13 protein-coding genes are annotated in these 13,173 nt (G+C 26.3%); 12 read left to right on the top strand and 1 reads right to left on the bottom strand.

Features of this window, described 5'->3' with window-relative positions; all coding sequences use genetic code 11:
* The first annotated feature begins 90 nt into the window (after positions 1-90).
* The 12 genes from BLV71_RS15920 (at position 91) to BLV71_RS15975 (ending at position 12,070) form a co-directional block, all read left to right on the top strand.
* Positions 91-1,236: a helix-turn-helix domain-containing protein gene (locus tag BLV71_RS15920; RefSeq protein WP_093871503.1), complete on the top strand. Its 1,146-nt coding sequence runs from the start codon at positions 91-93 to the stop codon at positions 1,234-1,236.
* 98 nt (positions 1,237-1,334) lie between these two features.
* Positions 1,335-2,864: an amidohydrolase family protein gene (locus BLV71_RS15925; RefSeq protein ID WP_093871504.1), complete on the top strand. Its 1,530-nt coding sequence runs from the start codon at positions 1,335-1,337 to the stop codon at positions 2,862-2,864.
* Between the two features lie 206 nt (positions 2,865-3,070).
* Entirely contained in the window at positions 3,071-4,246 is a 1,176-nt protein-coding gene (locus tag BLV71_RS15930) for a helix-turn-helix domain-containing protein (RefSeq protein ID WP_093871505.1), read from the top strand.
* A 66-nt stretch (positions 4,247-4,312) separates the two neighbouring features.
* Complete coding sequence (locus BLV71_RS15935; RefSeq protein ID WP_093871506.1) at positions 4,313-5,944, top strand: serine hydrolase domain-containing protein; 1,632 nt, start codon at positions 4,313-4,315, stop codon at positions 5,942-5,944.
* Positions 5,945-6,109: 165 nt separating this feature from the next.
* Positions 6,110-7,195 (top strand): serine hydrolase domain-containing protein, encoded by a 1,086-nt coding sequence (locus tag BLV71_RS15940; protein WP_093871507.1) that lies wholly within the window; start codon positions 6,110-6,112, stop codon positions 7,193-7,195.
* A 107-nt stretch (positions 7,196-7,302) separates the two neighbouring features.
* Entirely contained in the window at positions 7,303-8,010 is a 708-nt protein-coding gene (locus BLV71_RS15945; RefSeq protein WP_093871508.1) for a ZIP family metal transporter, read from the top strand.
* Positions 8,011-8,183: 173 nt separating this feature from the next.
* On the top strand, positions 8,184-8,654 hold the full coding sequence (locus tag BLV71_RS15950; protein ID WP_093871509.1) for a hypothetical protein: 471 nt from the start codon (positions 8,184-8,186) through the stop codon (positions 8,652-8,654).
* Positions 8,647-9,222 carry a helix-turn-helix domain-containing protein gene (locus BLV71_RS15955; RefSeq protein ID WP_093871510.1) on the top strand — a complete coding sequence of 192 codons (576 nt, stop codon included), beginning with the start codon at positions 8,647-8,649 and terminating at the stop codon, positions 9,220-9,222. Before BLV71_RS15950 ends, BLV71_RS15955 begins: the two co-directional genes overlap by 8 nt.
* A 321-nt stretch (positions 9,223-9,543) precedes the next feature.
* Positions 9,544-9,927: a Crp/Fnr family transcriptional regulator gene (locus BLV71_RS15960; RefSeq protein WP_093871511.1), complete on the top strand. Its 384-nt coding sequence runs from the start codon at positions 9,544-9,546 to the stop codon at positions 9,925-9,927.
* A gap of 69 nt (positions 9,928-9,996) precedes the next feature.
* A complete protein-coding gene (locus BLV71_RS15965; RefSeq protein ID WP_093871512.1) occupies positions 9,997-11,133 on the top strand; it encodes an FAD-dependent monooxygenase in 1,137 nt (378 codons plus the stop codon).
* The gene (locus BLV71_RS15970) at positions 11,130-11,558 is read left to right on the top strand and encodes a DUF3995 domain-containing protein (protein WP_093871513.1); all 429 of its coding nucleotides are present in this window, start codon (positions 11,130-11,132) and stop codon (positions 11,556-11,558) included. The genes BLV71_RS15965 and BLV71_RS15970 overlap by 4 nt, the downstream gene beginning before the upstream one ends.
* Before the next feature lie 14 nt (positions 11,559-11,572).
* The gene (locus BLV71_RS15975) at positions 11,573-12,070 is read left to right on the top strand and encodes a GyrI-like domain-containing protein (protein WP_093871514.1); all 498 of its coding nucleotides are present in this window, start codon (positions 11,573-11,575) and stop codon (positions 12,068-12,070) included.
* A 20-nt stretch (positions 12,071-12,090) separates the two neighbouring features.
* On the opposite strand, the gene BLV71_RS15980 is transcribed toward BLV71_RS15975, so the two are convergent.
* Entirely contained in the window at positions 12,091-13,110 is a 1,020-nt protein-coding gene (locus BLV71_RS15980; protein WP_093871515.1) for a hypothetical protein, read from the bottom strand.
* Positions 13,111-13,173 lie beyond the last annotated feature (63 nt).

The raw sequence follows: 13,173 nt of genomic DNA on the forward strand, positions 1-13,173 counted from the left end.
ATGAGTTTAACATTTAGAAAAATTCAATAATTATTAAAAAAATAAAAAGTTTTCTTTTTATCAAACTACACAAAAATTATAAAAAACAATTTGCAACCACAATTCTCTTTATTTGATTTACTTATTTTAATTGGAATTATTCAAGGAGTCATTACTAGCATATTATTACTTAGTACTAAGAAAAATAAAAACAGTAATAAATTTTTAGCTTTTGCTTTATTATCTTTTTGTTTTTTAAGTACTAAACCTCTTCTACACACTTTAAATTTATGGAATACATCCTTTTTTCGATTTTTCCCTAACGGAATAGAATTAGCATTATCTCCTTTAATTTATTTTTATATAAAATCTCTCATATCTCCAGAATTTCGTTTTAAAAATAAAAATTGGATACATTTTATCCCTTTCACTTTGGCACAAACGTATGCTTTTGTTGTTTACTTTTATGCTTTACTAAGTCCCGATTTTTATGAAAAAGATTTAATTGCCCTAAACTTCAAGTTTAACTATATAAAACAACTAGAAGAATATTTACTATTGGCTTTTCTACCTTTCTATCTATTTTATGGCTATAAAGAACTTACTGATTATAAAAAATGGTTATGTAATACAACATCAGACAATACATATCCAAATTTTAAGTGGCTACAAAACATCTATTCACTATCTATCTTAGTTAGTGTTTTTTTACTTACAAACCATACTTTAGATATATTTTTCAATCTAAAAAACAAAACAATTATTCATTATAATCTACTTACTCTTTTTATAGCTTTTATAATTTATTATTTAGGATTAAAAGGATACTTACAGCCTAATTATACGTTCAGCAGACATGAAATTACTTCTCAAAACAAATCAGTTATACCACTCTCTAATATTAAACTAGAAGAAACGATAGATCATCTTCAAAAAGCAATGCTTAAAGATAAAATTTATTTAAACCCTAAATTAAATATTTACGAACTATCAAAGTTATTAGGTATTTCTCAAAAAAGTATATCGTTGGCCATTAATCAACATTATAAAATGAATTTTAGAGACTTCATAAACGACTATCGTATAAATGAAGTTAAGTCTAAACTAAATGATTCAAACTACAAAAAAATGTCAATTCTTGGTATAGCTCTTGAATGTGGTTTTAATTCCGAAGCTAGCTTTTATCGTATTTTCAAAAAAAATACAGGAATATCTCCAAAAGAATTTATTGAACTTAAAAATGATACTAAACTATAGTTTTTACTCTCAAAACAGGTTATGAGAGTTCCTTTTTAAATAAAAAAGTAACGAATTGAAAAGCTTTTTTGTCCTTTGTATAAATAAATATTTACATTATGAATTATACATCAATCAAAAAATGGATACTAGTCATTTTTTTAATTTTAATTACTATTAGCATTGTATCTTGTATTGGAATTAAATCACAAATCAACCAACATCTTGGAAAAAACACAGAATTAGTAGACACATCAATTTTTAAAATTTCATCCAACCCAATAGCTATAAAAAATATAAGTGTATTATCTCCGGATAGTTCAAAAATGTTAGATAGTTTAACTGTTTTAATTAAAAACGGAAAGATCTTAAACATTGCCAAAGGAATAAATATTACAAACCAATACAAAATAATAAACGGAACAGGAAAATACCTTATTCCTGGTTTTATAGACTCTCACGTACATTTAAAAAACAGTAAAAATGATTTACTTCTATATTTGGCTAATGGTGTTACTTACATAAGTGAAATGACCGGAAGTAAAAGGCATTTAGAATGGCGAAAGGAAGCTCAAAATGGAGCTGTAAGCCCTAAAATATATGTAGCAACAAGAAAAGTAGGAAGTAAAAAAGGTTTTATTAGAAAAATAAAAGAACTTTATTTTGATCAACCACTAAATTACACAACAGAAAAAAAAGCTAGAAAAGCTGTCCGAAAATTCAAAAAACAAGGATTTGATGCAATTAAACTTAATGGTACATTAAGTAAAGAAATACACCATGCAATTACTGATGAAGCGAAAAAACAAAATATTCTAACTATAGGCCACTTAAGTTACTCTATTGGGTTAAATCATTTTTATTCCTCTGGACAATCACAGTTATCTCATATAGAAGAAATCACTAAAAATACTATGGAAGATTATACTGGCGTTGTTTACAATACTCCTAAACTTTATTTAAAATATCTTAATCAAAATAGTGATTCAATAGCTATAAACCTCAAAAAAAATAATATTGTTGTTTCTTCAACAGTTTGGGTATCCGAAAGTTTTCCAAAACAAAAATTCGAACTTAATAATTTTATTAAAACCATTGAACTTAAATATACAAACCCTGGTTTAATTGAAGGGTCAAGACTAGCTAAAGGCTGGCTTCCTGGAAATAATGCTTATGAAGATATAGAAGTTAAAAAAAATCCAAAAATTAGTGAAAAATCAAAAATATTTTGGAAAACCTACGCTAAAGCAATTAAAATTATGGCTAAAGCATTAATAAGGCATAATGTAATTTTAACAGCTGGAACAGATGCTAATGTTACTGGTGTAGTACCTGGATTCTCTTTACATGATGAATTTGAATCATTAAAAAAATGTGGTATGTCAAACTCTAAAATTCTTCATAGTGCAACAGTTGCTCCTGCTGAATGGATGAAAAGTAATACTGGTAAAATTAAAATTGGTTATGACGCTGATTTGGTTCTTTTAAATAAAAATCCTTTAGAAGATATAAAAAACACGAAATCAATTAACACAGTAATTGCTAATGGAAAATTGTTAAACAGAAGAAGTTTAGACAAAATGTTGCAATTAGTAAAAGAAGCTAATCATAGAAGTAGAAAAATAAACATTGATAAATATATTGAATAAAAAATACCTAGTTTAATACTTTTGAATAATCAATAAAGAAAAATTACTGTTATTTCTAGTGGTAGTTAGAGTGCAAATTAAAAAGTTTGCACTTTTTTGATTATTATAATTACATTTTATAAGTTAGTTCGTCTAATAGTTAATTAGAATCTATAGGTCTTAATTAAATCTGTACTGATGATTCTATCATACTAAAAATACAATCAATGTGCGAATCCAATTTAAATTTATTTAACCTAATCATAATTGCATCTGTTTTTATAGGAACAACATTCGGAATGTTACTTATTTTTACTAAACGAATTAATAGAAAAGCTAATATTTTACTTGGTTTAGTTACCTTTATTATTGTGTTATGGAATATTTGGGTATTAAGTTTAGATTTTCAAATAACAAATTACTTCCCATTATTTTATATAATCCCTTTAAATTTTTCACTAGCTCTTGGTCCATTATTATATTTATACGTAAAAAGAATAACCAATTTTAATCATCTTTTGTCTAAAAAAAGTTTTCTTCATTTTTTACCTTTATTATTAGAATTAGTTGTTCACTTAATTATAAGCTATGATGCTTTTTCAAATAATATTATTGGTATTGAAACAAACACTTACCTTAAATTAATGCCTATTTTACAGTTATTTGCTATTATTTCCATTGTCACATACTCTTTCTTTGCTTTAAAATCTATTAAAAAATATCATTCATGGCTGCATAAAAACTATAGTAATAATGATGCTTATAAATTAAAGTGGCTTTACAGGTTAATTATAATATTTGCCCTTCTTTGGTTTTTGTGGGTTCCTTATACTATAATTGACTATGTAGTATTTAATTTTCAGCTAGGCATTAATGATTATTATCCCATGTATGTTTTACTTTCAGTAATAACTATTTGGATAAGTGTTGAAGCTTTTTTAAGACCTGAAATAATTTTACTTGAAGCTAAGAAAGAAAAAAATGACTCTGAAGAAAACAGCACAATTAAAGAAAAAACATCTGAAGAAATTATGAAAAAGGCTTCTTGGTTAAAAGAACAAATGCTAATAAATCTTTTTTACCTTAACTCAGAATTGACACTAAAGTCTTTAGCAGAAAGCCTTAACATGCATCCTAATATTTTATCTAAAGTAATAAACGAAGGTTTAGGTAAAAACTTTTCAGACTTTGTAAATGAATATCGCGTAAACGCCATTATTGAAAAAATGCAAAATAAAAGATATGACCACATAACTCTATTAGGCTTATCATTTGAATGTGGCTTTAACTCTAAAACCACTTTTAATAGAGTATTTAAAAATATTAAAGGTATTACTCCCTTACAATATAAAAAATCATTGAAAAATACACCTGAAGCACAAAAAATGAGTACCATTCTATAATTTGGAGCTATTGGTACTTCCTTTGAATAGTAAGTTTGTTGAATAACATAATTTAATATTCAAAAAATGAAATTAAAATACAATTTAATCTTTCTTACTTACCTTATAATCTTTTGTAATACTATAATTAGTTTTGCACAAAAAAAGGAAATTGAAAATATTAATTTTTCAAAAATTAATTTTCAAAAAGTTAAAATCACTCCAAATTACTATTCTAATAAATTCATTTTAAATAAAGATGAATTTCTAAACATTCATTTTAACTTAAATAAGCCTCTTATTGAAAGTTTGAAGTCATTGGCTCCTAACTTAACGCAAAATCAATTATTAAATAAGGGAAATTTCCAATTCACATTTTTAATAAATGGTAAAAAAGTTTATGTTGAAAACTTAAATAAAGGTGCTGGTAGTATTAAAAGTAAAACAACTCAACTTAAATTTTTAATTCCGCTACTATATCCAAAACAAATTGATTTTTGGGGATGGTTTATGTGGTTAAAATTTATGAAAATTGGTGGCGGACAAGATTATTTTAGTGAAGGTAATCATTCTTTATCCATTCAAATAAGACCTTATATAAAAGAAAAAAAAGTGAAAGTTGGAAAAATTATAGCACAAGGAAATATCGCTATAAAAGTAGCAAAAATAACAGTAGATGAACGTTTAATACCAGTTCAAGAAATACTACCAAATAGTGGTTGGGAATTATCTAATGATAAATATAACCATCAAAAAATAGAGGCTTTAAATAGGAAAATAGCTGAAAAAAGATTTGAAAATATAAATGGAATTGTTGTTATTAAAAATAATAAACTTTTAATAGAAGAATATTTTAATGGAGAAAATAGAAATAGTTTACATGACGCAAGATCAGTAGGAAAATCATTTGCATCAACACTCCTAGGAATAGCTATTGATGAAAAACATATTAAAAATGAATATGCTTTCTTAAAAGAGTTTTACCAATTAAAATTATTTAAAAATTATACTCAAAAGAAAGATTCTATAACATTAAAGTCTCTTTTAACTATGAGTTCTAGTTTTCTTGGTGATGATACCGATTATAGTAGTCCAGGAAATGAAGAAAACATGTATCCTACAAAAAACTGGTTGAAATTTTCACTTGATCTCCCCTTACATAAACATAAAAAAATAGGACAAGAGTTTACATATTTTACCGCTGGAGTAATCATTTTGGGTGATATTATACATAAATCTGTTCCTAAAGGATTAATTTCTTTTGCTGATACAAAGCTATTCGCTCCTCTTAATATTACTAATTATAAATGGCAATATACTCCTCAAAAAGTTGGTAACACAGCTGGTGGAATACAATTAAGAGCCATTGATTTTGCTAAATATGGGCAGTTATATAAAAATAATGGTCAATGGAAAGGTAAACAGATTTTAACAAAAAAATGGGTAGATAAAAGTTTGTCTAAACAAATATCTCAATCAAATGCAGGTATAAAAAATAGACATTATGGTTATCTTTTCTGGAATAAAACATACACAGTTGCTAATAAACAGTATGAAGTTTCTTTTGCTAATGGTAGGGGTGGAAATAAAATTTTTATTTTTAAGAACATTCCTTATGTTATTGTAATTACCTCTTCTGCATATAACACTCCAAATGCACATTCTAATGTTGATAAAATGATGGCTCAATATATATTACCCGCAATACTACCAAATTAGTAATATATCTATATTAATACTCATCATTAGCTTTATTGTAAAGCAAATGATGAGTATTAATAATAACTATTTTATTTATATAAAAAAGGTAGTTTTTTAAGCTTATTGTAACCTATATATTTCACCTAGCGTCCAACCATAAAATAATATATAGAAACCATAAAAATGAAAAGAACATCTCTTTCAAAATATTTATTAGCAATTATTTCTTTTATCCTTTTAAATTTTCAAACAATTAGTTATGCTCAAAATTTAGAATCTACTATCGATAGTATATTGCAAAAAAAATATCCTACAAACGCTCCTGGTGCTACTTTTTTGGTTTCAAAAAATGGGAAAATCATATATAATAAAGCTTTTGGTCTTGCTAATCTTGAATTAAATGTTCCTATGCGTCCTAATAATGTTTTTGAAATAGGTTCTATAACTAAACAATTTACGGCTATTTCGATTTTAATGCTAGTAGAACAGGGCAAAATAAAATTAAATGATGATATAACTAAATATATACCTGACTACCCTACTCGTCAAAAAAAAATCACAATACATCATTTATTAAATCACACTTCTGGTATTAAAAGTTATACTTCTCTAAAAAAACTTTATAGTATAGACAAAAATGATATATCTCCTGAAGAACTTATTAATCTATTTAAAAACGAACCTATGGATTTTAATCCTGGTGAGTATTATAAATATAACAACTCAGGCTATGTAATTCTAGGATATATAATTGAAAAAGTATCAGGTTTAACTTATGAAGAGTTTGTTACTAAAAATATTTTTAAAAGATTAGGCATGAAAAATTCTACGTATGGAAACCATAGAACCATTATTAAAAATAGAGCATCAGGATACCACCTTAAACAAAATTATCAAAACTCTAGGTTTGTTAGTTATACCCTATCCTATTCAGCAGGGGCACTTCTATCCTCTGTTAATGATTTAAATATTTGGCAACATGCATTAACAGAAAATAAGCTTTTAAAAAAAGAAACAATAAAGAAAGCCTTCATTAATTATAGTTTAAAAAATGGTAAGAAAACAAACTATGGGTATGGATGGAATATAAAAACTTTAGGTAATAAAAATTCTTATGAACATGGAGGTTTTATCTTTGGCTTTAAATCAATGGGAGTATATTTACCTGAATCAGGTATTTATGTTATCGGTTTAAATAATTGTGATTGTAATTCTCCAACAAAAGTTACAAGAAAGATTGCAGAAATAGCTCTTAAGCATTTAAACTGAACCCTAAGTAATAAAACTTAAAACCTTACCTAATTGACATCTAATCTTTTTTCAATAACAAAATAATACGTAATTTACATACTTAAGTTAGATTTAAGTTTAAAAGTATGCTAACATCTATTATTTTGTTTTCTGGATTTGCTGGTATTACAGTATTTGTAGGTGGACTCTTGGCTAATTATTTTAATCATCATATTAAAGAAAGCCCAATAAAATACGAAATCACTCATACACTCATGTCATTTGGAGCTGGTATCATTTTGTCTGCCTTAGCATTAGTTTTAATTCCAAAAGGTATGGAAGAACTAAGCTTGGTTCCAATGGCTTTCTCGTTTCTTATTGGGGCAATTCTCTTTATGCGCTTAGATCAGTTTTTAGCAAAAAAAGAAGGAAAAACTGCTACACTGTTGGCCATGATGATGGATTTCATCCCTGAATCAATTGCTTTAGGAGCTGTATTTGCTATTGATTCTAGTGCAGCAACTCTTTTGGCTATATTTATTGGATTGCAAAACTTGCCTGAAGCTTTTAATTCTTACCGCGATCTAGTGCTAAGTGGACTTAGCACTAAAAAAACACTTTTTATATTTTTAGCTTTAAGTTTTTTTGGAATCATCGCTGCTTTAATTGGATACTTTCTTTTAACTGACTCTCCTAAATTAACAGCACATCTAATGACTTTTGCTAGTGGAGGAATTTTATATTTATTAGTCCAAGATATCATACCAGAAAGTAAACTAGAAAAAAATTACTTGACTTCTTTAGGAGCTACATTAGGTTTTCTTGTTGGTATTATAGGTGAAAAGATAGTTTAACTATACTCAAAATAACAAAATAAAGACATTTAATCAATCCCTCACTCCTATTCATTTAAATTACTTTTTTTTATGCATGAAGCATAAATTGCATAAAGATGTCGCATTCATGGCGGGACCAAAAATAGTAATGTCATTATACTTTTGTACTTCATATTTTTAACATTTACACATTGAATAATAAAAGAATTAAGTTTCATAAAACACTATTACATGAAGCTATAAGCATTATCAAAACTCCAATAATAATTGCACTACTTGTAACCATTGTTCGCTATATTTTAGAACTGTTAGGTATTTCTGAAAACATTATTTTCATTATAGGATTACTCTGGTTAACCTTGGGATTTTCCATTTACTGGGGAATAAAATTAAGTGATACTAAAACCCCCTTTATATTACTTCTTTTATGTTTAACTATTTTTTCACCCTTATCAAGAATTCCCGTTGCAATTCTTTGGTGGGTTGATAATAAATGGGAAATTGGAACTCATTATGGATTATATTTTAATAGTTTTGAGCAGGCTTTATTTAATCAAATAATTTATGGCTCTTTAATCCAGCTAATACCTGGCTTCATACTTGGTGCAATTACAATTGCTATTATGCAAAAGCAACATAACAAAAAACATAAAAATGGATAAAAATCATCTAGCAGAAAAGATTAAAGAATTAAGAAATAAAAGAGGTATGTCTCAAGAAGTACTTGCTGAAGAATCTGGTTTAAGTTTAAGAACAATACAAAGAATTGAAAATAGTAACTCAAATCCAACTGGAGAAACGCTTAAACGGTTATCCAATGCTTTACATGTAACTCCAGACGAATTAATTGATTGGAGTGTAAAAAAAGATACTAAAAGTTTACTTTTTTTAAACCTCTCTGCCCTAACTTTTCTGTTTTTTCCACTACTTGGAATTTTAGTGCCTTTTATTGTATTTACAAATAAAAAAGGAAAAGTTAAAAATATTGATACACTAGGGAGAGATTTAATAAACTTTGAAATAACATGGAATATAGTATTATTTTCCCTTCCTATTCTATTATTTATTTTGTCAAAAACGCCACTTATAGAAAACCTTACTCTTAAATTATTTTTTATTTCTATTGGAGTGTTATATTTCTTTAATTTATGTTTTATTCTTTTCAATACTCTAAGAATTAATAATGAAAATATCACTATTTATTATCCTAAAATTAAATTTTTAAAGTAGTTTATACTACCTACATCTGAAGAAGTTATTTTTTTAATTAAAAAAAGTAAATAAAACAATCAATTAATAGAGAAATCAGTATTTTTAACACAATTACTATACTAGCATTAACGGTCATTACATTAAAAAATCGAGGCACTAAAAAATATATTAAACATTATTTTACCCATTGAAAATAAAGATTGGGAAGCAGTAAAACCACATTTATCAGTAGTTAGTTTTGCTGAAAATGAAATATTACTTTCTCCTCCCAATATTTGTAATCATATAATTTTTATTAAAAATGGATCTATAAGATCATATTTCAGAGATGATAATTTAATGGAAACTAATTTATTACTTCGTTCAAAAAATGAATTCATAACCGATTATGAAAGCTTTATTAGTCAGAAACCTTCAACTTTATGGATACAAGCTATTGAAAAAGGAGAAATGATTCTTTTAAATCATAAAGGACTATATTCTCTTTACAACAATTCTTTTTATTGGAATAAATTTGGTAGAATTATAAGTGAGCAAATTTTTATTAATAGTAAACGAAGGACTGAGCAACTTTTATTTTTAAGTCCTAAAGAAAGATATTTACTTCTTTTAAAGGAGTTCCCAGATTTTTTTCAAAAATATTCATTAAAACATATTGCTAGTTATTTAGGTATTACTCCACAATCATTAAGCAGAATTAGAAATCAAATTTCTAAACATTAATTACCCAAAGTTAAGTGCCTATTTTATTTTATTATTTGAAATTTGCTTTAAAATAATAAGATTAATTCCATGAAAACAATTGATATTATTGGTGCTGGAATAGGTGGGTTAACAATGGCAATAGCTTTAGAACAAAAAGGCTTTAAAACAAGAGTTTTTGAACAAACAGAAAACATTAAACCTATAGGTGCTGGCATTATTTTAGCGAATAACGCAATGCAAGTTTATAAAGCACTTGGATTACACAAAATAATTGAAGAAAAAGGAAATCATATTTCTTCACTAAATATTACTAAACCAGATTTAATCCCTCTTTCAAAAGTAAATCTATCAGCATTTGAACATAAATTTGGGGTTAAAAATATTGCAATACACAGAGCTGTTTTACAGCAGATTTTAATTGATCAATTATCTTCTTCTTCTCTTAAATTAAACTATAAGTTAGAAAAAATAACAAAAAATTCAAATGGCCATACCTTAAAGTTTAAAACGGGGCAAACTATTCAATCTTCAACCCTAATTGCTGCAGATGGATTAAACTCAATTGTTAGACAGCAATTATTTTCAAAAACCAATATTAGAAATGTTCAACAATTTTGTTGGAGAGGAATTACAGATTATTCTTTACCTCTAAAGTATCAAAATGAACTTAACGAAGCCTGGGGAAAGTCTAATAGGTTTGGCTTTGTACAAATTGCTAAAAATAAAGTATACTGGTATGCTCTAAAATCTTTTAAAAAAAATAAAGAGGAAATAAATAGCAACAATATCAAAAACCACTTTTCCCTATACAGTAGTATTATTCAAGAAATTATATCTTCTACAAACAAAAAACAGATACATACAGCAGAAATTTCTGATTTAAAACCGATTAAACGGTGGTATAAAGAAAACGTATGCCTCATTGGAGATGCTGCGCATGCAATGACCCCTAATATGGGACAAGGAGCTTGCCAAGCAATAGAGGATGCTTTTATACTTTCTGAATGCTTAAGTAAATATCAAAACGACATTGCTTTTAAAAAATTTCAAAAATTACGAATAAAAAAAGCTCATCAAGTAGTAAAAAAAAGTTGGATGATTGGAAAAATAGCACATTTATCAAACCCTTTTTTAATTAGTATTCGTAATCAAATAATCAAGCTTACGCCAGAATCAATCAATAAGAAACAGTTTAACCAAATTTTTAAAATCTCTCGTTTATGATAACCCTAATTTTTTCTTTAATCTTATTTTTCACCTTCATTGTGTTAGGGAGTTTTCATATATATTGGTTATTTGGAGGTACATGGGGTGTAACTAAAGTTATTCCTACAAAAAATAATCAATTAAATAGTGTTGCTATTCCTAAAATTGCTACTGTTATAGTAGCAGTTGTATTAATATTATTTGGTTTTGTTTATCTTGTAAAAACAGAACTAATAAATATTGAACTTCCAAACATAGTCATAGCATATGGATATTGGTTTATTCCTTGTATCTTTATAATTCGCGCAATTGGAGAATTTAACTATGTAGGATTTTTCAAAAAAATAAAAGGTACTGAATTTGCTAAAGCTGATTCTAAAATATTTTCTCCCTTATGTTTGGGTATTGGAATTCTAGGAATATTAATACAGACTATTAAGTAGTAATAAAAATAAATATGATGCAACCAAGGATAGAAACACTTCCTACAAAAAAACTAGTAGGAAAATCGATAAAAATGTCTTTAGCGGCTAATAAAACTGCTGAATTATGGAGTAGTTTTATGCCTGAAAGAAAAACAATAAAAAACACCATTGGTTCAGATTTTTTTTCAATACAGAGCTATGAAAAATCATTAGATTTTAAGGATTTTAATCCAAATACAGAGTTCACTAAATGTGCTATGGTTGAAACTTCAAAATTTGAAGATATTCCTGAGAATATGGAAACCCTAATTTTAAAAGGTGGACTTTATGCTGTTTTTATACATAAAGGAATGGCTAAAGATTTCCCTAAGACATCTCACTATATTTTTAGTCACTGGTTACCTAATTCTGATTTTGAATTAGACCAGCGAGAACATTTCGAATTATTAGGAGCAAAATACAACCCTATTGATGAAAACTCTGAAGAGGAGGTTTGGATACCTATCAAAAAAAGACAATCATTAAACTAAACTTCTAATATTTATTGAGCTTATTTAATTTTCAATAAGAACAAAATTTCTTTTTTATAGTGCTTGAAAATTCCTTTAATTGAAATAATATTAATTGGAAATTCTAAAAAAACATGTATAAAACTTAAAAAAAGTAAACATACAACTCCTAACTTATAATCTAAAACAAATAAACTAATAGCCAAGATCCATAATACTACTATTATAACTATTTTTTTATAATTTAAGTTCTTCCCCCAGCCTATTATATTAGTTTTAGAAAACCAATTTAAATAATGATATGTATAAGCAAATGATATAAACATTTGAATTTTATGGACAGTTGTATCTGAGAAATTAAAAGTAGATCCATCCGAAAAATTAAATATTTTTGATAAGTTAGTATTTAATACATAAAACTTATTCTCTATATAAATACTTTTAACATAATCGGTTAATGAAGAGCTCAATTCAAAAGGGAAAAATAAAATGATTAAAGGAATTAATACTAATAGCCAAACATTAAAACAACCTATTTTAGAATTACTTTTAATACTACCATACCACATAAAAAGCAATGTGAATATATATACATGAATTATAGTTGGCATTAATATTCCAAATAACAAATTAAACCCTCCTTTTTTTACGAACCATAGTCCAAGTAAAAAAACAAGTATAGAAGCTATTAGTTTTGTTTTCTTCTTTTTAAATGTCAAAAAAATTATGGCTAACATAAAGCACATAAAAATGGCAATATTAGAATACTCTTTAATGAATTTTAAAACTTCATCAAGAAGGGTATTTTTAACAAAAGGATAAATTGCATCAATACTCAATAATGGAGAAATAGAAACAACTATTGTTAATACAATACTAATAAAAAGCCATTTTTTCTCAGAAACAAAATAAGAATTATCTCTAATCCAATTAATCTCTGTTAAATAATGCAAAGGACCTAATACAGCATAGGATAGAAGAAATAATTCAAATGGTAGTATATAAGCTAGAAATATTGAAATTAGTAGTAGTAAAGTATTTAATATATCAATCCGTTTCATAACTATAAAAATAAAGCTTCATCTGTAAAAGAACAAGATGAAGCTTTATAAAAGTTTTTATTT

The sequence above is a fragment of the Tenacibaculum sp. MAR_2010_89 genome (assembly GCF_900105985.1).
GTDB lineage: Bacteria > Bacteroidota > Bacteroidia > Flavobacteriales > Flavobacteriaceae > Polaribacter > Polaribacter halocynthiae.

Bases quoted from the DNA above. Each gene is read 5' to 3' on its own strand.
- BLV71_RS15925 (WP_093871504.1), top strand. From the start codon at position 1,335: ATGAATTATACATCAATCAAAAAATGGATACTAGTCATTTTTTTAATT.
- BLV71_RS15930 (WP_093871505.1), top strand. From the start codon at position 3,071: ATGTGCGAATCCAATTTAAATTTATTTAACCTAATCATAATTGCATCT.
- BLV71_RS15935 (WP_093871506.1), top strand. From the start codon at position 4,313: ATGAAATTAAAATACAATTTAATCTTTCTTACTTACCTTATAATCTTT.
- BLV71_RS15940 (WP_093871507.1), top strand. From the start codon at position 6,110: ATGAAAAGAACATCTCTTTCAAAATATTTATTAGCAATTATTTCTTTT.
- BLV71_RS15945 (WP_093871508.1), top strand. From the start codon at position 7,303: ATGCTAACATCTATTATTTTGTTTTCTGGATTTGCTGGTATTACAGTA.
- BLV71_RS15955 (WP_093871510.1), top strand. From the start codon at position 8,647: ATGGATAAAAATCATCTAGCAGAAAAGATTAAAGAATTAAGAAATAAA.
- BLV71_RS15960 (WP_093871511.1), top strand. From the start codon at position 9,544: ATGGAAACTAATTTATTACTTCGTTCAAAAAATGAATTCATAACCGAT.
- BLV71_RS15965 (WP_093871512.1), top strand. From the start codon at position 9,997: ATGAAAACAATTGATATTATTGGTGCTGGAATAGGTGGGTTAACAATG.
- BLV71_RS15970 (WP_093871513.1), top strand. From the start codon at position 11,130: ATGATAACCCTAATTTTTTCTTTAATCTTATTTTTCACCTTCATTGTG.
- BLV71_RS15975 (WP_093871514.1), top strand. From the start codon at position 11,573: ATGATGCAACCAAGGATAGAAACACTTCCTACAAAAAAACTAGTAGGA.
- BLV71_RS15980 (WP_093871515.1), bottom strand. From the start codon at position 13,110: ATGAAACGGATTGATATATTAAATACTTTACTACTACTAATTTCAATA.